This is a genomic window from Pantoea sp. M_9 (genome assembly GCF_008631385.1).
In the GTDB taxonomy this organism is placed as follows: domain Bacteria; phylum Pseudomonadota; class Gammaproteobacteria; order Enterobacterales; family Enterobacteriaceae; genus Pantoea; species Pantoea eucrina.
Map to the genome: position 1 here is coordinate 328,040 of NZ_VWUF01000001.1, position 20,548 is coordinate 348,587.

A 20,548-nucleotide genomic window follows, 5' to 3' on the forward strand; every position below is an offset into this window, starting at 1 on the left:
GGTGCCACTATGGCTGACAGCACGCGAATAGCTAAAAAGCTCACCTCCGGTGATGTCCGCGCCGTGTTCATACGATCTAACCTGCTTCAGGGGTCATGGAACTTTGAACGTATGCAGGCGCTCGGTTTCTGTTTTTCCATGGTGCCGGTGATCCGACGCCTCTACCCGGAAAACGACGACGCTCGTAAACAGGCGATCCGGCGTCATCTGGAGTTTTTCAACACGCAGCCCTATGTCGCCGCGCCGGTACTGGGCGTCACCATGGCGATGGAGGAGCAGCGGGCAAACGGCGCCGCCATAGATGATGGTGCCATCAACGGCATTAAAGTGGGTCTGATGGGGCCGCTGGCAGGCGTAGGCGATCCTATCTTCTGGGGCACCGTACGGCCGGTATTTGCCGCGCTTGGTGCAGGGATTGCCATGAGCGGCAGCCTGCTGGGCCCGCTGCTGTTTTTTGTGCTGTTTAACGTTGTGCGCCTGCTGACCCGCTACTACGGCGTTGCTTACGGCTATCGCAAAGGCGTTGATATCGTCAGCGATATGGGCGGCGGTTTTCTGCAGAAGCTCACCGAAGGCGCTTCGATCCTCGGCCTGTTTGTGATGGGCGCACTGGTCAATAAATGGACCCACGTTAACGTGCCGCTGGTGGTATCCAGCATTACCGACCAGACCGGGAAAACCACGGTAACCACCGTGCAGTCGATTCTCGACCAGCTTATGCCGGGCCTGATCCCGCTGCTGCTGACATTTGGCTGTATGTGGCTGCTGCGTCGCAAAGTTAACGCGCTGTGGATCATCATCGGTTTCTTTGCGCTCGGGATTATTGGTTACGCGATTGGCCTGCTGGGACTCTAAACCGCCCTCCGGCCGGACGCGTAACATGGGCAGAGTGTAAAAAGGAGAGGTAATGGCGCTGACCGATCTGCTGCTGATGTTCTGCATCGCCGCTCTGCTGCTGTTTGCTATTTATCATGATGTGGTGTTGCCGCGCCGCAAAGGCGTCACCCTGCTGCGCGTCGCACTGCGACGACGTCACCTGCCCGACAGCGCGATATTTATCGGACTGCTGCTGATCCTGCTGTGGAAAAATATCAGCGATGCAGGGCCGATGCTGACGACAACGCTTATCATGGTGCTGTGCGCCCTGACGCTCTGGGTATTCTGGCTGCGTCGCCCGGTGCTGCTGATGAAACAGGAGGGCCTGTTTGATAACGGGATCTGGATCCGCTATGCGCGCATTGCCGCGATTAACCTTTCGCAGGAGGGGGTTTTAGTAATACAGCTGGAGCGGCGCCGGCTGCTTATTGCTGTGCATACGCTGGATGACCTGGAGCGTATCTGGCATACGCTCCTCGCCGCCCGCTAATCGCGCTGCCACAGAGAGAGAGTAAAATCAGCGTCACAGCGGAACTGCTCTGCCTCTGCCTCTGCCAGCGTCTGCCATACCGCTTCCGTTGCACGCCAGGCAAAGGGCGTCATCTGCAGCAGACTTACCGCTTCCGCGCCGCTGAGCGTCAGGTCATAGCTGAGAGACTGCGACTCACAGAGCGTAAAGCCGGTATAGGTTTTCTCTTCTGCAGCATGCAGCTGCACCTGCGAATAGATTAGCGCCTTGAACTGCTGCAGATGGTGCGGACCCGGCGTAACGGTCAGCAGATAACCGCCTGGCTTTACCACCCGGCTAAGCTCCTCTTCATTGCAGGGCGCATAGATGCGCACCACCGCATCCAGCACCGCGCTGGCAAACGGCAGCCGCTGGCTGGAGGCAACGCAAAACCGTACCTGCGTATAGCGTTTTGCCGCCATCCGGATAGCCGGTTTGGCAACATCCAGCCCATAGATTTCAGCGTCAGGCAGCGCGCTGGCCATGGCGCTGGTGTAATACCCCTCACCGCAGCCGATATCCAGAACCTGAGCCGCGGGTCGCGTCAGGCGTTGCGCCAGTATCGCTGCCACGCGATCGCGCAGCGGCTGATAGTGCCCGGCATCCAGGAAAGCGCGGCGCGCCTGCAGCATCTCCAGGCTGTCACCCGGCTCTCGCGAACCCTTGTGCTGCACCGGCAGAAGATTGACATACCCTTCTCTGGCCCGGTCAAATTGATGACCAGCGTCACAGCGAAACACGCCCGGCTGCTGGGTTAATGGCTGGCGGCACAGGGGACAGATCAGGGACATAGCAGACTCCGGTTCAACAATAAGCGGCGCAGTTTACCCTGAAGCAGGAGTAACAAAAAGGATAAAGAAAAGCCCCGCTCAGAGAGCAGGGCTTAGGATTCGTTTCAGCAGGTACAGTGACCCGGGCTGAGCGAAAAATCAGATAGCGGTAACGTTAACCGCTGCAGGACCTTTCTGGCCATCCTGAATTTCAAACTCAACCTGCTGGCCTTCAGCCAGAGTTTTGAAGCCGTTACCCTGGATAGCAGAGAAGTGTACGAACACATCTTTGCTGCCGTCAGCAGGAGTAATGAAGCCAAAACCTTTAGACTCGTTGAACCACTTAACCTGACCTTTAATCTTTGCCATTTTGCAAATTCCTTTAAATGTTTATTTTGCCCGGAGGCAGTATTGCTGAGAAACAGAGACGTTACTGAATGAGGCACTAATTTAAGGTTCGGCAAGGAAGCGGTATTCAACGTCAACGTCTTTACTCAAAACTTCTTTACTGAAAATGCCATGCATAAACAGAACTGTACCTCGTTTGACCCGCTGATGGTTATCACACATCCGCTAAATAATGGCAAGCCATTTTTAAACAGTGGTCGACTTGTCGCACATTATTATCTGAGACCCGCGCACCGTCGCCCGAAAACAGGAACTGCAAACACGAAATGGCGCACAAAACCCTTGATGGCTAGCGGTTTTCGACAGCTACGTCAAGCGCAGCGGCAGCGCATCGATTTGCGTCAGGCGTGAAACGCTACGTTAAACGTGTTGCACTTTTATGGCAGAAAAAGATTATTTATTCCTGCATTGTAAAATAACAGCGCCTGCTTCTCTTAATGTACAAACTGTACAATTAAACCAGCGGGGTAAAGGTTATAAAACGCTTTTGCACCAAAACCGGGAAAATTATTATCCGGCCGCTCCGGATATAAGCATTAACCTGCTGAACTTATCTGTTATTTTTATAAGCTCGCAAACCCGGACAGGTTAAGAAAACTGTACACCCTATTCATCGTCGGTAAGAAAAATCTCATTCAATATCTGACAGCGTCCGGCTCTCCCCTATCCGCCACGGGCTGAATCGTCCGGCCAGAGGCGTTCCGGCTGCGTCCAGTACACGCTGCAGTTCAGCAGGAGGCGCGTCCAGCGCCTCATCAGCCAGTTCATACACGCCCCAGTGTATAGGTATCGTTAATGGATGCCCGGCATACTGCCATAATTCTACGGCCTGCTGCGGGTTCATATGCTGGCTGCTCATGAACCATTCTGGTGCATACGCGCCAACCGGCAAGGCGGCCAGATTAAACGGCCCCAGCCGTTGCGCGATCTGCAGCAGACTATCGCTGTAACCGCTGTCGCCGGAAAACCAGAAGTTGAGCGTGCCGCAGCGCACCACCCAGCCACACCATAGCGAGCGATTTCGATCCCATAGCGTGCGCATACTCCAGTGGCGCGCCGGCACTGCAGTAATGCTCAGATCCTGACTATCTGCTGACTCCCACCAGTCCATCTCGGTGACGTTGCGGGCCCCCCGCTTCCGGCACCATGCGCCCAGGCCAAGCGGTACCATCATCTTTACCTCCGGAAAACAGCGCAGCAGGCGCTTTATCGTGTCCCGGTCAAGATGATCGTAGTGGTTATGTGAAATCAGTACATAGTCGAGCTGCGGCAGCCGGGCCACATCAAGCGGTGAGGGTACCCGGCGTTCAGGACCGGCAAAGGGCAGCGGCGAAGCGCGCGGTGATAAAGCCGGGTCAATCAGGATATAGCGCTGCTTAAGGCGCAGCAGCAGCGCGGCATGGCCCAGCCACCAGATGCGATCGTCGCTGCCGCTCAGATCGGCTTGCTGATACCAGCGAGCGCTGAAATCAGCATAGCCGCTGGCAGGCGGCGGCGGGAGATGCTGCGCTTTACGTTCGCGACGCCAGCGCTGTAAATCACCTGGCTTACGCTGTTCTCCTTCAGGATTGCAAAACCCGTCAGGAGTATGGTGTGCTTTTGAGGCGTCGTACCAGGGATTTCTGCGGCTCATGCCCTCTCCGTTTTTACTCTCAGCGCTCCGGGATCAGCCGGATAAAGTCGCGTGAAGCCGTGCCCTCGTCATCCTGCACAGCGGACGACGTTTCTCCCTGCGCCTCCGCAATACGACGCAGCAGTGCGGTCTGTTTTTTCTGCTCTTCCACCAGCATTTCCAGCAGCTGCAGGTGCTCGCTGGCTCGCACGCTGGCGCGATTAACAAAAAACCAGACGATAAAGGCCACAAGGATAATGAGCGCCACGATGCCATAGTGCAGCAGCGGGCTGGTGTTTGCGGCTAATTCGTTCATAACTGCCTCAGGTGACTATCAGTAAGGATTTAACGGCGCTAATTCTACCCGTTGCGCCAGGAAAAGATATCTTCTGCTACAAATGCAGTTGCCTGCCGCAGCGCTTTCAGCTATCTCCGATCGTATTGGCGTGTAAAGCACGGCATGGTACGCCTGTCGCGCTTATTGCCAAACGGATGCGGCGCGTTTTCAATTTCGGGAGATAGTAATGAAATATTTTATTCGTCTGGTGATGCTGTTCGCCCTGCTGTGGCTGGCGCTGCTCTTCACCGGCTATGGTGTTCTGACCGGCAGCGCTGAGAAAGCGGCGGGTCTTGGCCTGGAGTGTAACTACCTGACCGCACGCGGCGTGATGACCGCCCGGTATCTGCATACCGATAGCGGAATTGTCGGTGTAACGGCCTGTCCGCTGCTGAAAAAAAGCGGCGATGTCATTGATAACCAGTAACCCTTCCGGGCTCAGCGCGAGCCCGTTTTCATTTTCGCTATGCCGGCATCAGCGAAATAGAGGTTTTTCACGCCTGCGGCGATGCTTTCCGGCGCTAAATTGATTAGCATGATGATATTCACTTCCTTTACTTACCACTATTATGCCTTCAATTGCCCCTCAGGATGGACTTCCGCTGCCGCAGCGCTATGGCGCAATCATCACGATTGCGCTGGGTATTATGATGGCGGTACTCGATGGCGCTATCGCTAACGTAGCGCTGCCGACGATAGCGCGCGATCTCAGCGCCAGCCCGGCTGAATCAATCTGGATAGTTAACGCGTATCAGATCGCAATAGTGATCTCGCTGCTGTCGCTCTCCTTTCTGGGTGATATGCTGGGATACCGCCGTATCTATCAGGCCGGCCTGGTCCTGTTTATCGCGACATCGCTGTTCTGCGCCCTCTCCTCCACGCTGACGACGCTAACCGTGGCACGCGTGCTGCAGGGATTTGGTGGCGCCGCGCTGATGAGCGTCAACACCGCGCTAATCCGGATTATTTATCCGCAGCGGTTTCTCGGACGCGGTATGGCGATCAACTCACTTATTGTGGCGGTTTCCAGTGCCGCCGGCCCCACTATTGCCGCGGCTATTCTGGCCGTGGCGAGCTGGCAGTGGCTCTTTTTAATTAATATCCCGTTTGGCCTTGCCGCACTCTGGCTGGCGCTGCGCTTTCTGCCTGACAATCCGCAAAAAGCGCGTCAGCAGAAGTTCGATATTCCGAGCGCGGTGATGAACGCGCTGTTTTTTGGGTTACTTATCACTGCCCTGAGCGGCTTTTCGCAGGGGCAGCCTGCCAGCCTGATCGTGACCGAGCTGGCGGCGCTGATCGTTACCGGTATTATCTTTGTGCGGCGTCAGCTAACTCTGCCGGTGCCCTTGCTACCGGTTGATCTGCTGCGTCTGCCGCTGTTCTCGCTCTCCATCGGCACCTCCGTCTGCTCTTTCTGCGCGCAGATGCTGGCGATGGTATCGCTGCCGTTTTACCTGCAGAACGTGCTTGGCCGGGATGAAGTGGCAACCGGCCTGCTGCTGACGCCGTGGCCGCTGGCAACAATGGTGATGGCGCCGATTGCCGGACGTCTGATTGAGAAGTACCACGCCGGCCTGCTGGGTGGGCTGGGGCTGGCGCTGTTTGCCGCCGGGCTGTTTCTGCTGGCCATGCTCCCGGCGCAGCCTGCTGATGCAGATATCATCTGGCGTATGATGCTGTGCGGTGCCGGTTTTGGCCTGTTTCAGTCACCCAATAATCACACCATTATCTCTGCTGCCCCGCGCAACCGCAGCGGCGGAGCCAGCGGGATGCTGGGCACCGCCCGGCTGACAGGACAAAGTGCCGGTGCAGCGCTGGTGGCCCTGATGTTTAACCTGTTCAGCGACAGCGGCACGCACGCCTCTTTGATCCTTGCCGGAGGCTTTGCTTCCGCAGCCGCTGCGATAAGTCTGGTGCGGCTGACCCAGTCACGCGCGGCGGCCTGACGCTGCCCGCACGCAAATAAAAAAAGCATCACCAGGGTGATGCCTTTTCTTTTCGTCGGCTGAGCGGATTATTTCAGATACTGCCCGCTGCGCAGCGCTTCGATGCGCTTATCAAGCGGCGGGTGAGACATAAACAGCTCACTGAACGACTTGTTTTTACCGTTGATGCAGAACGCCATCATGCTGCCTGGCTCCTGCGGCTCGTAGCTGGTTTTCAGACGCTGCAGCGCGGCGATCATTTTTTCACGGCCAACCAGTTTTGCCGATCCTGCATCAGCGTGAAACTCGCGGTGGCGTGAGAACCACATGGTAATGATGCTGGCGAGGATACCAAAAAGCAGTTCCAGCACCGTTGCAACTGCAAAGTAGACCAGCGGATTACCGTTGCTGCTCTCTTCACCATCCCGGTTGCCGGACAGAAAGCCCGATGCAACCTGCGCAATAATGCGCGAGATAAAGATAACAAAGGTGTTCACAATGCCCTGAATCAGGGTCATGGTGACCATATCTCCGTTGGCGATATGCGCGATCTCATGCGCCAGCACGGCTTCAGCTTCATCGCGGCTCATGTTCTGCAGCAGACCGGTTGAGACAGCGACAAGGGACGCGTCGCGGCGTGCACCGGTCGCAAAGGCATTGATATCGGGCGCATGATAAATCGCGACCTGCGGCATCGCAATGCCAGCCTGCTGCGCCTGGCGACCCACAGTCTCCATCAGCCAGCGCTCGGTCTCATTACGGGGCTGTGTAATCACCTCCCCGCCAACGGAGCGCAGCGCCATCCATTTGGACATCAGCAGTGAAACGAACGCACCGCCAAAGCCAAACAGACCCGCCATAATCATCAGGCCCTGAACACTGCTTGACTGGATTCCTGTCAGACTCAGGATGAGTCCGAATACCAACATCACCGCCAGGTTGGTGATCAGGAAAAGAGCAATACGCATCATAAATGTTAATCTTCCTCAGTTGTTCACGCGCTTGTACGCGGATATATATCCTATGTTCATTGCGCGGCTTTTCAAGCGACCTTAATCTTTAAGTGTCTAAAAAAACAAAACTTTACATTCTGCCCAGGCGATCGGTTGCAAACTGCTCAGACCACTTATTTAGCGAGTATAGTGCAAAAAAAAACACCGCCGTAGCGGTGTTTTGTGACCGGCTTCAGGATTACTTCGCCGGAGTGGCAGCGGGCTGAGAAGAGGACAGCTGCGCCAGATCGTTAGCGATCTTCACCGTCTCATCCAGATAGGGATCGGGCTCTTTATAATCTTTTGGCAGCGCCTCAAGATTCTTAAGCGGCTTTTTCCCTTCCATCTGATAACGCGCGTTAATACGCTCCAGACGCAGCGCGTCCTCTTCGTGACTCTCTTTCTCACGCTGGGCAAGATTGAGCGACACGATATTGCGTTTATCTTTCATCGCATTGAAACGCGCAATATCTTTCATGATGTACTGAAACTCACGATCCTGCGCAATGCGATCGGCATGGGACTGCGTCAGCTTCGGCACCAGCGCGGTGATATCACCGGTTTTGGTATAGGTTGCCGCATTAATGCTGTCCCACGGCAGCGCGTTGTCTTCAAATTTTTCGCCGGTCTCTGCCGCTTCAACGCCGGTTGGCATCAGCAGATCGGGGGTCACCCCTTTACGCTGCGTGCTGCCGCCATTGATACGATAAAATTTCTGAATGGTATATTGAACAGAACCCAGCGCAGGCCACTCCGGACGCAGCATCTGATCGTAAATGCGGTTCAGAGAACGATACTGCTGCACGGTCCCCTTGCCGAAGGTCGGTTCACCAACAATCAGAGCCCGGCCATAGTCCTGCATCGCCGCGGCAAAGATTTCCGAGGCTGACGCGCTGAACCGATCGACCAGCACTACCAGCGGGCCTTTGTAGTAAACAATGCCGTCGGTATCGCTGTCTTCACGCACCCGTCCATTGTTATCCCTGACCTGGACCACCGGGCCGCCCGGAATAAAGAGTCCGGAGAGAGAGACCGCTTCAGTCAGTGCACCGCCGCCGTTGGTTCGCAGGTCGATAACAACGCTGTCCACATTTTGCTTTTGCAGTTTCTGCAGCTGCACTTTGACATCGTCAGTCAGACCGACATAGAAGCCCGGAATATCCAGCACGCCCACTTTTTCTTTGCCGACGTTATGCACCGTGCCTTTGACCGCCCGATCTTCCAGACGGATTTTTTCACGCGTGAGCGTTACGGTCCGGGTTTTGGTGCCTTTACCGGCAGGCAGGATCTCAAGGCGTACTTTGCTGCCTTTAGGTCCTTTGATTTTCGATACCACATCATCCAACCGCCAGCCGATAACATCCTCAACAGGCTTGCTTGGCTGACCCACGCCGACAATGCGATCGCCAACGGTAATCGATTTGCTTTTTGCTGCCGGACCGCCAGCGACCATAGAGTTGATGACCGTGTAGTCATCATCCATCTGCAGCACGGCACCAATCCCCTCAAGCGACAGGCTCATCTCGGTGTTGAACTGCTCAGTATTGCGCGGGGAGAGGTAGTTGGTGTGGGGATCGATCTCATGAGCAAAGGCGGTCATTGCGAGCTGGAAGACATCTTCACTGTTGCTCTGAGCCAGGCGACGGATGGCAAAGTTGTAGCGCTTGGTCAGCGTTTCGCGGATCTCTTTGTCATCTTTGCCCGCCAGCTTCAGGCTGAGCTCATCATATTTAACTTTGGCATCCCAGAGCGCGTTCAGCTCTGCGGTGCTCTTTGGCCACGGTGCTTTCGCCCGGTCGATATCAATGGTGTCATTGCCACTGAAATCCATCGGACGATCCAGCACCGTCAGCGCATATTGATAGCGCTCGAAACGGCGTTTTTGTGCCAGGTTATAGAGCGCGTAAAACAGATCCAGCTTGCCGCTGCGCAGCTCGTCGCCGAGCGTGGTTTTTTTGTCCGCATATTGCGCAACGTCTGATGCCAGCAGCACGTTATGGCTGTAATCCAGCAGGTTCAGATAGCGATCAAAAATTTTTGCTGAGAAATCCTGATTCAGATCGAACTGACGGTAGTGAGAGCGGGTAAAGCGCGATGTAACCCGCTCACTGACCGTGGGATGCTGCGCTTCTTCATGTAACTGCGGGATCTGGTCTGCACGCGTGATATTGTCTGCGGCAACGGAGGGGCCTGCCAGCAGCAGGCCCGCGATCATACCGATCTTAAAAAAGCTGTTCATGCCAGGGTCGGGCCTCCGTTTCAGAACTGCAAGTGTTCTGCGCGCACAATCATTGCCAGGCCTGAAGCAAGCTGTACCCGAACGCCATCTTTAGTGATTTCAAGAATGGTGGCGTCCATAGCACTTTTGCCTGCTTTGACTTTAATACTCTGGCCTGGCTGCAAAGCTGAGGTGTCGGTAACGGGTTTTGCCCGCGGCGGACGTGGTGCGGCGTTGCGTTCTGCAGCACCGGTGCGTGGCGTCTGAGGGCGCGGCTTACGCGGCGTCTCACCTTCAGCTGCTTTACGCGGTGCTGGCTTACGCGGACGACGCTCTGCACTCTCCTCTCCCGCCTCGCGCTTCTTCGCCCGCTGCTGCTCACGCTGCGCCTGAACGCGTGCCTTTGCCTCTTCCAGCTGCTTCCGCGCATGCTCTACGTGCTGCTCATCCAGCACGCCACAGGCGTTGCCATCGAGATCGACACGCGTTGCGCCGGCTTTGATACCGTAAAGATAACGCCAGCTGGAGGTATAAAGACGCAGAGCTGAACGCAGCTGCGTTTTGCTCGGACTATCTTCGCCCTGAACGCGCTCGACCAGATCCTGAAAGATACCGATTTTGAGCGGACGCGCTTCACCTTCAGCGCTAAAGCAGTGCGGAAAACGTTCCGCCAGAAAGGCGATGACTTCTTTACTGCTATTCAACTTAGGTTGATTTTCCATGAAATTTCCTGATTACAACGGATTTGCCGACCAGAGCGGGCATGAACAGGCGACATTATAATGACAACATCGCCAAATGCCATGCAATCCAGACGATTAGCTATGCGACAGCGCAATAAATTTTTCGATGTTGCTGTTCGCCAGCACCTCACAAAGCCCGTCGGCAAGGGCTGTCAGCCCTGCTTCATCCTCACTATCAAAGCGGGAATAAAGCGTACTGTCGATATCAAGAACGCCCGCAAGCAGGCCATTCACTTTCAGAGGAATCACGATTTCTGCGTTACTGGCGGCGTCACAGGCGATATGACCGGGAAACGCATGAACGTCATCCACGCGCTGCACGCGCTCTTCAGCCACTGCCGTACCGCAAACGCCTTTACCTGCCGGGATACGCACGCAGGCAATCTTGCCCTGGAACGGACCCAGGACCAGCGTATTCTCTTCAGTCAGCAGATAGAAGCCTGCCCAGTTAACCCCCTCCAGACGCTCAAACAGCAGCGCACTGCAGTTAGCCAGCGCGGCAAGAAAAGAGGTTTCGCCCGCCAGCAGCGCCCGGGCATCACGATTTAATTCCTCGTAAAAGGCTTTTTTGTTCATTGATCAACCATAATTCATCACTGAGAGGTATCAGTTTTCCCTCAGTTGTTAAAATAAGCACTAATAATCCAGCCCAACAAGGTGAATCATTGAATAAGTTGCTATACCCTTAGCACGCTATGATTGAGACTGATCTCGTACCACAAGATAGTGCAGGCTGCATGTTCTGTTCAGACTGCCGGCAACCGTAACGAATGATGGGCCACTCGCGTCACTTATGAAAATTCACGCTATCAGCCAGAGCTTGCCCCACGCACGTTATCAGCGTTGCCCCCAATGCGATACCCTTTTTTCCTTACCGGATGTGAAATCGCATCAAACGGCTTATTGCCCGCGCTGTCACGCCAAAATTCAGAATGGCCGTGACTGGTCAATGCGTCGTCTGACCGCGATGGCAGTGACAATGCTGGTGCTGATGCCCTTTGCTTTCAGCCTGCCCCTGGTTGAAATCCGCCTGCTTGGCATGCGCATAAACGCCAGTCTGCTGGAAGGCGTATTGCAGATGGCGCAGCAGGGTAACGTGCTGACGGCCGCCATGGTCGCGTTTTGTACTATCGGGGCTCCGGTGACGCTGGTTGCCGGCATCAGCTATTTGTGGATTGGCAACCGGCTGGGCATGAATCTGCGACCGGTGCTGCTGATGCTTGAGCGGCTGAAAGAGTGGGTGATGCTGGATATCTACCTGGTGGGTATCGGCGTAGCCTCTATCAAAGTTCAGGATTACGCCTCGCTGGCGTTGGGTTACGGTCTGGCCGCTTACGTAGCCCTGACCCTGTTAAGCCTGCTCACTATTATTCATCTTAATGTGGAAGAGCTCTGGGAGCATTACTATCCCCAGACCACCCCAACCGCGCCACCGGAGCACTGGCAGGTATGCCTCAACTGTCATCACACCGGTATGCCCGATGAGCGTGGTCGCTGTACCCGCTGCCACACGCCGCTTGATTTTCGCCGTCGCCACAGTCTGCAAAAATCCTGGGCGGCACTGATTGCGTCGATTGTGATGCTGATACCGGCCAACCTGCTGCCAATTTCCGTGGTGTTTGTGAACGGTTCGCGGCGCGAAGACACTATTTTCTCCGGTATCCTTGGGCTGGGCTCAGGCAATATTCCCATCGCTGCGGTGGTATTTATCGCCAGTATCCTGGTGCCTTTCACCAAAGTGCTGGTGATGCTGACGCTGCTGCTCAGCATTCACTTCAAATGCGAACAGGGGCTGAAAACCCGCATCCGGCTGCTGCGCGTAGTGACCTGGGTGGGACGCTGGTCGATGCTGGATCTGTTCGTTATTGCTTTAACCATGTCGCTGGTCAATCGCGATCAGCTGCTGGCTTTTACCATGGGACCTGCCGCGTTTTACTTCGGCGCTGCGGTAATCCTGACTATTATGGCTGTTGAGTGGCTGGATAGCCGCCTGATCTGGGATGCACATGCAACAGGAAACGCCGACTACACCGACTAGCGCAACCGTGCGTAACAAACGTAAGTTGTCGCCATTCTGGCTTTTGCCCGTTATCGCCCTGCTGATTGCCGGCTGGCTTTTATGGACTAATTATCAGGAGCGCGGTACCACCATTACCATTAACTTCCAGACGGCGGACGGCATTGTGCCGGGCCGCACGCCGATTCGCTATCAGGGCGTGGAGGTCGGTACTGTGCAGGGCATTGAGCTGAGTGATGATTATCGCAGTATTCGTATCAAAGCGAGCATCAAAAGCGATATGCGCGACGCCCTGCGCGAGAATACGCAATTCTGGCTGGTGACGCCAAAAGCCTCCCTTGCCGGCGTCTCCGGTCTTGATGCGCTCGTGGGCGGTAACTACATCGGTATGATGCCTGGCGATGGCAAAGAGCGCGACCATTTCACCGCGCTTGATACGCAGCCTAAATACCGGGTTAATACCGGCGAGCTGCTCATCCATCTGCATGCGCCCGATCTCGGTTCGCTTAATACCGGCTCGCTGGTCTACTACCGGAAAATCCCGGTGGGTCACGTCTATGACTACAGCCTTAATAGCAATACTGATGGCGTCACCATTGATGTGCTGATCGAGCGGCGCTTTATCAATCTGATCAAAAAGCAGAGCCGCTTCTGGAATGTTTCCGGTATTGATGCAGATGTCAGCCTGAGCGGCGCGAAGGTGAAACTGGAGAGTCTGGCCGCGCTGGTAAACGGCGCTATTGCGTTTGATTCACCGGAAAAAGGCGAGCCGGCCGAGAGCGAGCAGAACTATCAGCTCTATCCGGATCTGGCGCACAGCCAGCGCGGCGTGCTGATCAACCTCGATCTGCCTGGCGGCGACAACCTCAAAGCCAACAGTACCCCTTTGATGTATCAGGGACTGGAAGTAGGCACCCTGACCAAACTTACGCTGCTGCCTGACGGCAAAGTCTCTGGCGAACTGACGATTGATCCCTCAGTGACCGGACTGATGCGCAGCGGAACACGTATTGAGATGCGCGCACCAAAACTCAGCCTCACTGACACCAGCCTGAGCAGCCTGCTCACCGGTAACACGCTGGAGCTGGTGCCCGGTGACGGCGAACCGCAGGACCATTTCAGCGTGCTGCCCGCCAGCGAAACGCTGCTGCAGAAACCGGATGTCCTGACGGTACAGCTTAGCGCGCCCGAGACCTACGGTATCGATGCCGGTCAGCCCCTGGTGATCTATGGCATGAAGATTGGTCAGGTGATCTCGCGTAAACTGGACGAGAACGGCATCAATTTCGTGGTGGCGATTAATCCTGAATATCGTCAGCTGGTGCACGCTGACAGCAAGTTTATCGTCAATAGCCGCCTGAACGTAAAATTTGGCCTGGATGGTATGCAGGTGCTGGGTGCCAGCGCACGTGAATGGGTGGATGGCGGTATTCGTCTCGATCCCGGCGCAAAAGGGAAAGCCTCCAGCCGCTACCCGCTTTATGCAGACGCCGAGCGTGCTGCTGAAGGGATCACCGGCAATCAGCCACCTGCCACGCTGACGCTGACGGCAACCAGCCTGCCGGACGTGCAGGCGGGCTCGGTGGTGCTCTACCGTAAGTTTGAAGTCGGTGAAGTGGTCGATGTGGTGCCGCGTGCGGATGCGTTTGATATTGCAGTGCATATCCAGCCGCAGTATCGCAAGCTGCTGACCAGCGAAAGCGTATTCTGGGCCGAAGGTGGTGCAAAAGTGCAGCTTAACGGCAGCGGTCTCACCGTGCAGGCGTCGCCGATTAACCGGGCGCTGAAAGGCGCCATCAGCTTTGACAATCTGACCGGTGCGCAGGCGAAAAAAGGCGTTAAGCGCGTGCTCTATGCGTCAGAAACCGCAGCGCGCGCCGTCGGCAGCCAGATCACCCTGCACACCTACGACGGCAGTAAGCTGGCAGCAGGCATGCCGGTGCGCTATCTCGGTATTAACGTCGGTCAGGTGGAGTCGCTGGCGCTGAGTCAGGATAACAATCAGGTGGTCGCTAAAGCCGTGCTCTATCCGGAGTATGTGCAGGACTTTGCCCGCACGGGCAGCCGTTTCTCAGTGGTGTCGCCGGAAATTTCTGCGGCAGGTGTCAACCATCTGGAGACGATTCTGCAGCCCTATGTCAACGTCGATCCCGGCAAAGGTGCGATGGCGCGCAGCTTCGAGCTGCAGGAAAGCACAATTACCGACTCGCGCTACCTGAACGGCCTGAACATTTATGTCGATGCCGCCGAGGCGGGCTCGCTCTCCCTGGGCACGCCGGTTCTGTTCCGCGGCGTTGAGGTCGGTACGGTCACCGGCACCTCGCTGGGTAATATGGCCGATCGGGTGCAGATTGCGCTGCGCATCAGTAAAAAGTATCAGCATCTGGTGCGGAATAACTCAGTATTCTGGCTGGCATCCGGCTATAACCTCGATTTTGGCCTGATTGGCGGCGTGGTGAAAACCGGCACCTTCCAGCAGTTTATTCGCGGCGGCATTCAGTTCGCTACGCCGCCAACCGTGCCGCTGGCACCGCAGGCAGGCGCCAACAAACACTTCCTGCTGCAGGATGAAGCGCCGAAAGCGTGGCGTGACTGGGGTACCGCTATCCCGGCTCCGCGCTAAACAACCGGGCAGCCAGCAGGCTGCCCGTTCTCTTTGCGCGTGCTACACTGCGCCCATCATTTGTCAGCGCGGTAAATTGTTGTGTCCAGTCGTTTTCCTGAAGAGTTCATTACCCTCATGCGTGCCAGCCTCTCTGATGAAGCTGACCTGCAACGCTTTCTTGCTATCAGCCAGCAGCCGCTGCGTAAAAGTGTGCGCGTGAATACGCTGAAGATCAGCGTAGCTGATTTTCTTGCCCGCACGGCACAGTATGGCTGGCGGCTGACGCCGGTTCCCTGGTGTGCAGAGGGATTCTGGATCGAGCGCGATGATGAGAGCCTGCCGCTTGGCAGCGTGGCTGAACATCTCAGCGGTCTGTTCTACATTCAGGAAGCGAGCTCGATGCTGCCGGTGACGGCGCTGTTTGCCGCCGCGCCGGACGCACAGCAGGTTATGGATATGGCGGCGGCACCCGGGTCCAAAACCACGCAGCTGGCGGCGCTGATGCATAATCGCGGCGCGATCCTCGCCAATGAATACTCCGCCAGCCGGGTCAAAGTCCTGCATGCCAATATCAGCCGCTGCGGCGTCAGCAACGTAGCGCTGACGCATTTCGATGGTCGGGTGTTTGGCGCAGCGCTGCCGGAACAGTTCGACGCCATCCTGCTTGATGCCCCCTGCTCAGGCGAAGGCGTGGTGCGTAAAGATGCGGATGCGCTGCGCAACTGGACGCTGGCCAGCACCGAGGCGATTGCGGCGACCCAGCGCGATCTTATCGACAGCGCTTTTCACGCGCTCAGACCTGGCGGCGTGCTGATCTACTCCACCTGTACCCTTAACACTATTGAGAATCAGCAGGTCATAGCCTGGTTGCTGGCACGCTATCCCGACGCCATTGAGATCCTGTCGCTGCAGGATTTGTTTGCCGGCGCAGAGGCTGCCCTGACGCCGGAAGGCTATCTGCACGTGTTTCCGCACCGCTTCGACAGCGAAGGATTTTTCGTCGCGCGTCTGCGTAAAACCGCCAGCGTGCCGCCACTGCCGGCGCCAGGCTATAAACTCGGTAAACTGCCGTTTGCGCCCGCCAGCCGAAAATTTAGCGCGGATGTAATGCAGGCAGCGGCTAAAGTGGGCCTGCAGTGGGATGAGAGCCTGACGCTCTGGCAGCGTGATAAAGAGCTGTGGCTGTTTCCTGCCAGCGCCGAGCAGTGGCTGAATAAGGTGCGCTTCTCACGCATCGGTCTGAAACTGGCTGAAACCTTTCCTAAAGGCTACCGCTGGCAGCATGAGGCGGTGATGGCGCTGGCCCGGCCTGATGCATCGCTGGCGTTTGCGCTGAATGAAGCGGAAGCGGAGAGCTGGTATCGCGGACAGGATATCCATCCGGAGACGCTGCCTGACCGGGATGAGGTCATCGTCACCTGGCAACAGCAACCGCTTGGGCTGGCTAAAAAAGTGGGCAACCGCATTAAAAACAGCTATCCGCGCGAGCTGGTACGTGACGGCCGGCTGTTTCGCTAGCGGGCTGCGGCTCATAATCTGATGGTTTAGCGTCAGTTTAACCCAACCGGCATAGTGTAATGCCGGTATGGCGTCGCCCATGGAGAGCACAGCATGAAGGGCCGTAAGCAGTTTATCATTGTGTTGATTATGCTGGTGACCGGCAGCCTGCTGCTGCTGGAATCGCTGGCCCGGCTGGTGCATCTGCTGATAGTGGGTTAGCGGGTTATCAAAAATATTGCCAGCATAAAAAATGTCCAGAGGCCGGCAAAGGTCATGATACCCAGCCGGCGGGTTTTCGCCTGTCCGACAATTGCACCAATAAACAGGCTGAGAATCGTCAGCGTCCCTGTCATGACCCAAAGTAAATAGTGTGTATCTGCCATTAATGATCTGTCCTGAAATATAAGAAACCCGGGCATTTTATAGCATTTCAGGCGGTATAACGCTGCTTTACTCTTTCTTAATCTCCAATACAGCCAGAAAATTGCTCATAAAAAACCCGTATAGCGTCAGGCCATACGGGTTAACTGAGTGGTAAATACATCCCGATCAGATTTTACGCGTGTCATCCACAGGAAGCGCGTCATCATTGGGTACGGCACCATCATCCATGGGCAAATCTTCATCTGCACCGGGTGCCTGTCCATCATCGGGGATAGGCTGAATATCTTCTGGACGTTCTGACATATTTACCTCCTGACCCTGGGTTGGGTATGTTCAGTATAGGCACTGTTGTGTAACACTCTGCGGCAGCCTGAGGAATATGTGCGCCAGCCGCAGAAAAAAAGATAAATGCCACACCACGCTTATTTAGCGTCTACGCGTTATTTCCCTTTATCTTCCCAGGGATCTTTCTTTTCATCTTCACTGCTGTCGCGCGTACGGGGAATTTCGCCATGCTCATCCGGCGCGTCCTGAACCGGATGGTCATCCTCTTCATATGCATTCCCGGCAGAGGGAGCCGCTTCAGGCAATCCTTTGGCTACATCGCCCTCATGTTTACGCTCGTCATTACTGTTATGTTTGAACATGCTCGCCTCCTGTCATTAAGAACCTAAGTATAGGCAACAGAAGCAATGACGCCATGAATGGCGACGTCTGAGATAAAAATCTGGCCTTACAGCTGTTTTAATCAGGGCGATGAAATTAAGCCAGCCGCTGCTGTCATCACACAGATTTATCAGCCAGGATTAATGTGCAACGCCGGGTTGCCTGTTAATCAAGGAGTCTCTGATGAAGCTGTTTTTTAGTGGATTAATTATTTCTGCCAGTCTGCTGATGCTGGCCGGTTGTCAGCAGCCGGAACGCCCGCTGGGTCCGGATGGCCGCCCTGCTCCGCCGATGGAGCATCCGGTGCCCGGTGGGCCGATGAGCAAAGGCCCGGCAGGCCAGCCTGAAGCCTGAGCGCCTGCCAGGCGCTGGATTATTCTGTAGCCATCGGTATATATGTTGCCGTCAGCAAAACGTAAAAAGGCCACCCTGGGGTGGCCTTTTGCGTGGCAGAGATCGGTTATCTGTGAAGCATATCGTTATTTGTTTTAAGCTTAGCTAACGTATTCATCGCCGCAGGGTTAAGAGCAACCATCGCTGTTTTGCAGAATATGCACTTAGCACCCGCCGGATTCTTCTCAGAAACGTCAAATGCGGATTTGCGATACTGCGAGCCCAGACAGTGTGGACAACGCATAGAAATTGAAACTGAAATAATTTTATATCCTTTGGTTTAAAACGGCCTGCCGCGGCCTGTCTGTTTATTGTTGAAGGTACAGCATGACTTTTTTACAAAACTCACCCTTTGCTATAACAATATAGTACAAAAAAAGAGTTTTGCTGTGTTTTTAAGATCGATACGGACTAAAACATCTGTACTCGAGACAACGCAACCCGAAGTTAGTGCGGCAGGCAAGCCACTTTATTCTCTGAAGTTAATCAGTTAGCGATCTGTCGGCATCACCGCCGTCACGCTGAATTCAGACAAAACGCAGGACGATAGCGCTGTTTCAGAATAATCACCCGCCATGATTAAATTTGACGAAGTGTGATATCCGTCCTTGACTTTGTCTGTACATATCCGGGAGGGCGAATCATGACTGAGCTACTGCATATTATTTCTGTTGGCACACTCGTTGCGGGTATTTATCTGCTGGAGTGAGCGCTTTGCCCGCTACTGCCTGTACATTCAGGCCAGCAGCGGGCAAAGAAAAGGCCCTGCCGAAGCAGAGCCCTGAATTGGTGCGCCTGTTGATCATCATTGATTAGCAAACAGTCCGTCGTTAGATGCGGCGCATTGAGTTGTTACTCTTTAAGCATAGACTGTTTTAGCAACAAGGCAAACTTTTAACCTGTTTATCCGGTTTATTAACTACTCAACGGAGCCAGTTACCGGCTGAGGCCTTATACTCAGCAAGATTGTTTATATGATAATATCTGCATTATTCAGGTCAGGAATGCAAAGGAAACGCACATCGTGCCCGGCAGATAATGAAAATTTTTATTGTAAACTTAAAAAGATCGATTGAAAGACGGAATAAAATTGCATCCCAGCTTGATGCACTTAATCTTGATTACGAATTTGTCGAAGCGGTCGATGGCACGCTCATGACAGCCGATGAAAGAGCTGCCGCAAGTGCACCGATTAATTACGCATTTTTACCCGGAGAGATTGGGTGCGCATTAAGTCATCAAAAAATTTACCAGAAAATCGTCGACAGCAATATTCAAGCGGCAATGATTCTGGAAGATGACATTATTTTCACTCGCGAAGCCAGGGACGTACTGGAAAAAATAAAGCCCGCCAGCCACAGACCAGAAGTGATCCTTTTTAGCCGTGCAAACAGTTATTTATCATCCCCTGTCTCTCATTTAACCCATAAACATGCTCTGCATAAAACGCTGCAGGCAACCACCACTCACTCATACGTAATTAACCACAAAGCCGCGCAATCACTCTTAAAAAACCTGCATCCTGTCTGGATCACTGCAGATAAATGGACGCTTTTTGAAGAGCATGCGTTTGTAAGCGTTTTTTCAGTGGTCCCGCATCCGGTTCAGCTCTCCGAAGAGGCCAGCCAGTCTACAATAAACAGTAATAATGATATGGGTGAGATTGCCCGGCAAAAAAAGGTTATCTGGAAAAAACTTATGTCATCGCGACCGTTAAAAGCCAGGTTAAAACATCGTTTCCGGCGAGCAATCGTTCCACTGTTTTATAAAATAGTGGATCAGGGAAAGGGATAACGCTTCTGTTCTGTCAGGTAGCTGACTGACTATCTGCTAACGCCTTAATTTACCTGTTCAGAACCGGTGAGAGTGCCGTCCGGAGTGAGATGTCGGGTAAATGCCGGGAAATCACTGAGTTATCTTTCAATAACAATTAGTTAAAAAAAGACCCAATACGATTCCTGTATCGGGTCCAGGGAAATGGCTCGTAGTGAGCCGTGCGCTAAAAGTTGGCATTTTTGAAGGCGAGGTGCCTTGCCTTTTAAAGGTAGTCCAACGGCGAACATTGTCCAGCAAGCAGCCTGAGGCGAGCCGGAAAGCTGCCAACTCTGTGATCGCGCTGGCACTACCAGACGCCTGCAACGCTTTTTGACGGCGGCGTCTGCCGGCTTTTACTTAACGCACAGCTGCTGCGCGCGATCGATAATCGGCTGCAGCGACATTTTACTGCCGGGATGCGCCTTATCATCTGCCAGAATAGTATTAATCGACTGCAGCGTGCCCTGCCCCGCATCGGCACGCGCCAGCGCTTTTTCATTCAGCGGGTACTGCAGCAGCGTGCTGGGGTTAATGGCAAACAGTGCGCCATCCTTTTCACAGGTCAGCATCACCTCTTCACGCGTGAAGGGCCACTTTGCCTTACCGATTTCAAAACGACTGACCGTAATAATTTCGCCCGCCAGCGCCTGGCTGCAGAGCGCCAGCAGCAGGCAGGCAGGGATCACTTTTTTCAGCAAAATATTGACCTCATTTCATCTTCACTGACACGGCAGGCAGACAGATTACCCGGCGGGTTTTCCGGCGCTGCCGCTGATGTG

General features: G+C 54.7%; 22 protein-coding genes and 1 pseudogene. 9 read left to right on the forward strand and 14 right to left on the reverse strand.

Annotated elements, in window-relative coordinates; genetic code table 11:
• Window positions 1-9: 9 nt before the first annotated feature.
• Together F3I15_RS01480 and F3I15_RS01485 are read left to right on the forward strand one after the other, a co-directional pair.
• The gene (locus F3I15_RS01480) at window positions 10-855 is read left to right on the forward strand and encodes a PTS mannose transporter subunit IID (protein ID WP_150016282.1); all 846 of its coding nucleotides are present in this window, start codon (window positions 10-12) and stop codon (window positions 853-855) included.
• A gap of 52 nt (window positions 856-907) precedes the next feature.
• Window positions 908-1,366 (forward strand): DUF986 family protein, encoded by a 459-nt coding sequence (locus F3I15_RS01485; RefSeq protein WP_150016283.1) that lies wholly within the window; start codon window positions 908-910, stop codon window positions 1,364-1,366.
• Here F3I15_RS01485 and rlmA read toward each other — a convergent pair.
• From rlmA to F3I15_RS01510, 5 genes and pseudogenes are all read right to left on the reverse strand, one after another.
• Complete coding sequence (rlmA, locus tag F3I15_RS01490; RefSeq protein ID WP_150016284.1) at window positions 1,363-2,175, reverse strand: 23S rRNA (guanine(745)-N(1))-methyltransferase; 813 nt, start codon at window positions 2,173-2,175, stop codon at window positions 1,363-1,365. The two genes, F3I15_RS01485 and rlmA, sit on opposite strands and share 4 nt — an antisense overlap.
• 138 nt (window positions 2,176-2,313) lie before the next feature.
• A complete protein-coding gene (cspE, locus tag F3I15_RS01495) occupies window positions 2,314-2,523 on the reverse strand; it encodes a transcription antiterminator/RNA stability regulator CspE (RefSeq protein WP_021510024.1) in 210 nt (69 codons plus the stop codon).
• An 84-nt stretch (window positions 2,524-2,607) separates the two neighbouring features.
• Window positions 2,608-2,679 (reverse strand): annotated as a pseudogene (locus F3I15_RS18435) (DUF2627 domain-containing protein); the annotation flags it as partial.
• Between the two features lie 514 nt (window positions 2,680-3,193).
• Window positions 3,194-4,195, reverse strand: coding sequence for an MBL fold metallo-hydrolase (locus tag F3I15_RS01505; protein ID WP_150016285.1), 1,002 nt, complete (start codon window positions 4,193-4,195; stop codon window positions 3,194-3,196).
• Between the two features lie 19 nt (window positions 4,196-4,214).
• Complete coding sequence (locus F3I15_RS01510) at window positions 4,215-4,490, reverse strand: YebO family protein (RefSeq protein WP_150016286.1); 276 nt, start codon at window positions 4,488-4,490, stop codon at window positions 4,215-4,217.
• 208 nt (window positions 4,491-4,698) lie between these two features.
• Between F3I15_RS01510 and F3I15_RS01515 the strand changes: the two genes are divergently transcribed.
• Together F3I15_RS01515 and F3I15_RS01520 are read left to right on the forward strand one after the other, a co-directional pair.
• A complete protein-coding gene (locus tag F3I15_RS01515; RefSeq protein WP_150016287.1) occupies window positions 4,699-4,938 on the forward strand; it encodes a YobH family protein in 240 nt (79 codons plus the stop codon).
• A gap of 142 nt (window positions 4,939-5,080) precedes the next feature.
• A complete protein-coding gene (locus F3I15_RS01520; RefSeq protein WP_150016288.1) occupies window positions 5,081-6,457 on the forward strand; it encodes an MFS transporter in 1,377 nt (458 codons plus the stop codon).
• A gap of 68 nt (window positions 6,458-6,525) precedes the next feature.
• On the opposite strand, the gene htpX is transcribed toward F3I15_RS01520, so the two are convergent.
• The 4 genes from htpX to F3I15_RS01540 all read right to left on the reverse strand — a co-directional run bounded on the left by htpX (window position 6,526) and on the right by F3I15_RS01540 (window position 10,965).
• The gene (gene htpX / locus F3I15_RS01525) at window positions 6,526-7,407 is read right to left on the reverse strand and encodes a protease HtpX (protein ID WP_065649128.1); all 882 of its coding nucleotides are present in this window, start codon (window positions 7,405-7,407) and stop codon (window positions 6,526-6,528) included.
• Between the two features lie 220 nt (window positions 7,408-7,627).
• Complete coding sequence (prc, locus tag F3I15_RS01530) at window positions 7,628-9,667, reverse strand: carboxy terminal-processing peptidase (protein WP_150016289.1); 2,040 nt, start codon at window positions 9,665-9,667, stop codon at window positions 7,628-7,630.
• 20 nt (window positions 9,668-9,687) lie between these two features.
• Window positions 9,688-10,368 carry an RNA chaperone ProQ gene (proQ, locus tag F3I15_RS01535; protein ID WP_150016290.1) on the reverse strand — a complete coding sequence of 227 codons (681 nt, stop codon included), beginning with the start codon at window positions 10,366-10,368 and terminating at the stop codon, window positions 9,688-9,690.
• A gap of 96 nt (window positions 10,369-10,464) precedes the next feature.
• Complete coding sequence (locus F3I15_RS01540) at window positions 10,465-10,965, reverse strand: GAF domain-containing protein (RefSeq protein ID WP_150016291.1); 501 nt, start codon at window positions 10,963-10,965, stop codon at window positions 10,465-10,467.
• Between the two features lie 217 nt (window positions 10,966-11,182).
• Between F3I15_RS01540 and yebS the strand changes: the two genes are divergently transcribed.
• From yebS to rsmF, 3 genes are all read left to right on the forward strand, one after another.
• Complete coding sequence (gene yebS / locus F3I15_RS01545) at window positions 11,183-12,427, forward strand: membrane integrity lipid transport subunit YebS (RefSeq protein WP_150016292.1); 1,245 nt, start codon at window positions 11,183-11,185, stop codon at window positions 12,425-12,427.
• Complete coding sequence (locus F3I15_RS01550) at window positions 12,396-15,029, forward strand: PqiB family protein (RefSeq protein WP_150016293.1); 2,634 nt, start codon at window positions 12,396-12,398, stop codon at window positions 15,027-15,029. Before yebS ends, F3I15_RS01550 begins: the two co-directional genes overlap by 32 nt.
• A gap of 75 nt (window positions 15,030-15,104) precedes the next feature.
• The gene (gene rsmF / locus F3I15_RS01555; protein ID WP_150016294.1) at window positions 15,105-16,529 is read left to right on the forward strand and encodes a 16S rRNA (cytosine(1407)-C(5))-methyltransferase RsmF; all 1,425 of its coding nucleotides are present in this window, start codon (window positions 15,105-15,107) and stop codon (window positions 16,527-16,529) included.
• Window positions 16,530-16,726: 197 nt separating this feature from the next.
• On the opposite strand, the gene F3I15_RS18120 is transcribed toward rsmF, so the two are convergent.
• From F3I15_RS18120 to F3I15_RS01560, 3 genes are all read right to left on the reverse strand, one after another.
• A complete protein-coding gene (locus F3I15_RS18120; protein WP_190314869.1) occupies window positions 16,727-16,894 on the reverse strand; it encodes a hypothetical protein in 168 nt (55 codons plus the stop codon).
• Window positions 16,895-17,060: 166 nt separating this feature from the next.
• Window positions 17,061-17,198 (reverse strand): hypothetical protein, encoded by a 138-nt coding sequence (locus F3I15_RS18125; RefSeq protein WP_190314871.1) that lies wholly within the window; start codon window positions 17,196-17,198, stop codon window positions 17,061-17,063.
• A 137-nt stretch (window positions 17,199-17,335) separates the two neighbouring features.
• Window positions 17,336-17,542, reverse strand: a complete 207-nt coding sequence (locus F3I15_RS01560) for a hypothetical protein (protein WP_150016295.1) — start codon at window positions 17,540-17,542, stop codon at window positions 17,336-17,338.
• Between the two features lie 202 nt (window positions 17,543-17,744).
• On the opposite strand from F3I15_RS01560, the gene F3I15_RS18130 reads away from it, so the two are divergent.
• Window positions 17,745-17,915, forward strand: coding sequence for a hypothetical protein (locus F3I15_RS18130; protein WP_039384855.1), 171 nt, complete (start codon window positions 17,745-17,747; stop codon window positions 17,913-17,915).
• 106 nt (window positions 17,916-18,021) lie between these two features.
• On the opposite strand, the gene F3I15_RS18260 is transcribed toward F3I15_RS18130, so the two are convergent.
• Window positions 18,022-18,198, reverse strand: coding sequence for a cold-shock protein (locus F3I15_RS18260; protein WP_150016296.1), 177 nt, complete (start codon window positions 18,196-18,198; stop codon window positions 18,022-18,024).
• Between the two features lie 794 nt (window positions 18,199-18,992).
• On the opposite strand from F3I15_RS18260, the gene F3I15_RS01570 reads away from it, so the two are divergent.
• The gene (locus F3I15_RS01570; protein WP_150016297.1) at window positions 18,993-19,748 is read left to right on the forward strand and encodes a glycosyltransferase family 25 protein; all 756 of its coding nucleotides are present in this window, start codon (window positions 18,993-18,995) and stop codon (window positions 19,746-19,748) included.
• A gap of 374 nt (window positions 19,749-20,122) precedes the next feature.
• Here F3I15_RS01570 and F3I15_RS01575 read toward each other — a convergent pair whose 3' ends face one another.
• Window positions 20,123-20,470, reverse strand: coding sequence for a YebY family protein (locus tag F3I15_RS01575; protein WP_039384858.1), 348 nt, complete (start codon window positions 20,468-20,470; stop codon window positions 20,123-20,125).
• Between the last annotated feature and the right edge of the window lie 78 nt (window positions 20,471-20,548).

Excerpts from the sequence above, each read along its gene's own strand:
- F3I15_RS01480 (WP_150016282.1), top strand. The coding sequence starts at position 10 with ATGGCTGACAGCACGCGAATAGCTAAAAAGCTCACCTCCGGTGATGTC.
- F3I15_RS01485 (WP_150016283.1), top strand. The coding sequence starts at position 908 with ATGGCGCTGACCGATCTGCTGCTGATGTTCTGCATCGCCGCTCTGCTG.
- rlmA (WP_150016284.1), bottom strand. The coding sequence starts at position 2,175 with ATGTCCCTGATCTGTCCCCTGTGCCGCCAGCCATTAACCCAGCAGCCG.
- cspE (WP_021510024.1), bottom strand. The coding sequence starts at position 2,523 with ATGGCAAAGATTAAAGGTCAGGTTAAGTGGTTCAACGAGTCTAAAGGT.
- F3I15_RS01505 (WP_150016285.1), bottom strand. The coding sequence starts at position 4,195 with ATGAGCCGCAGAAATCCCTGGTACGACGCCTCAAAAGCACACCATACT.
- F3I15_RS01510 (WP_150016286.1), bottom strand. The coding sequence starts at position 4,490 with ATGAACGAATTAGCCGCAAACACCAGCCCGCTGCTGCACTATGGCATC.
- F3I15_RS01515 (WP_150016287.1), top strand. The coding sequence starts at position 4,699 with ATGAAATATTTTATTCGTCTGGTGATGCTGTTCGCCCTGCTGTGGCTG.
- F3I15_RS01520 (WP_150016288.1), top strand. The coding sequence starts at position 5,081 with ATGCCTTCAATTGCCCCTCAGGATGGACTTCCGCTGCCGCAGCGCTAT.
- htpX (WP_065649128.1), bottom strand. The coding sequence starts at position 7,407 with ATGATGCGTATTGCTCTTTTCCTGATCACCAACCTGGCGGTGATGTTG.
- prc (WP_150016289.1), bottom strand. The coding sequence starts at position 9,667 with ATGAACAGCTTTTTTAAGATCGGTATGATCGCGGGCCTGCTGCTGGCA.
- proQ (WP_150016290.1), bottom strand. The coding sequence starts at position 10,368 with ATGGAAAATCAACCTAAGTTGAATAGCAGTAAAGAAGTCATCGCCTTT.
- F3I15_RS01540 (WP_150016291.1), bottom strand. The coding sequence starts at position 10,965 with ATGAACAAAAAAGCCTTTTACGAGGAATTAAATCGTGATGCCCGGGCG.
- yebS (WP_150016292.1), top strand. The coding sequence starts at position 11,183 with ATGAAAATTCACGCTATCAGCCAGAGCTTGCCCCACGCACGTTATCAG.
- F3I15_RS01550 (WP_150016293.1), top strand. The coding sequence starts at position 12,396 with ATGCAACAGGAAACGCCGACTACACCGACTAGCGCAACCGTGCGTAAC.
- F3I15_RS18120 (WP_190314869.1), bottom strand. The coding sequence starts at position 16,894 with ATGGCAGATACACACTATTTACTTTGGGTCATGACAGGGACGCTGACG.
- F3I15_RS18125 (WP_190314871.1), bottom strand. The coding sequence starts at position 17,198 with ATGTCAGAACGTCCAGAAGATATTCAGCCTATCCCCGATGATGGACAG.
- F3I15_RS01560 (WP_150016295.1), bottom strand. The coding sequence starts at position 17,542 with ATGTTCAAACATAACAGTAATGACGAGCGTAAACATGAGGGCGATGTA.
- F3I15_RS18130 (WP_039384855.1), top strand. The coding sequence starts at position 17,745 with ATGAAGCTGTTTTTTAGTGGATTAATTATTTCTGCCAGTCTGCTGATG.
- F3I15_RS18260 (WP_150016296.1), bottom strand. The coding sequence starts at position 18,198 with ATGCGTTGTCCACACTGTCTGGGCTCGCAGTATCGCAAATCCGCATTT.
- F3I15_RS01570 (WP_150016297.1), top strand. The coding sequence starts at position 18,993 with ATGAAAATTTTTATTGTAAACTTAAAAAGATCGATTGAAAGACGGAAT.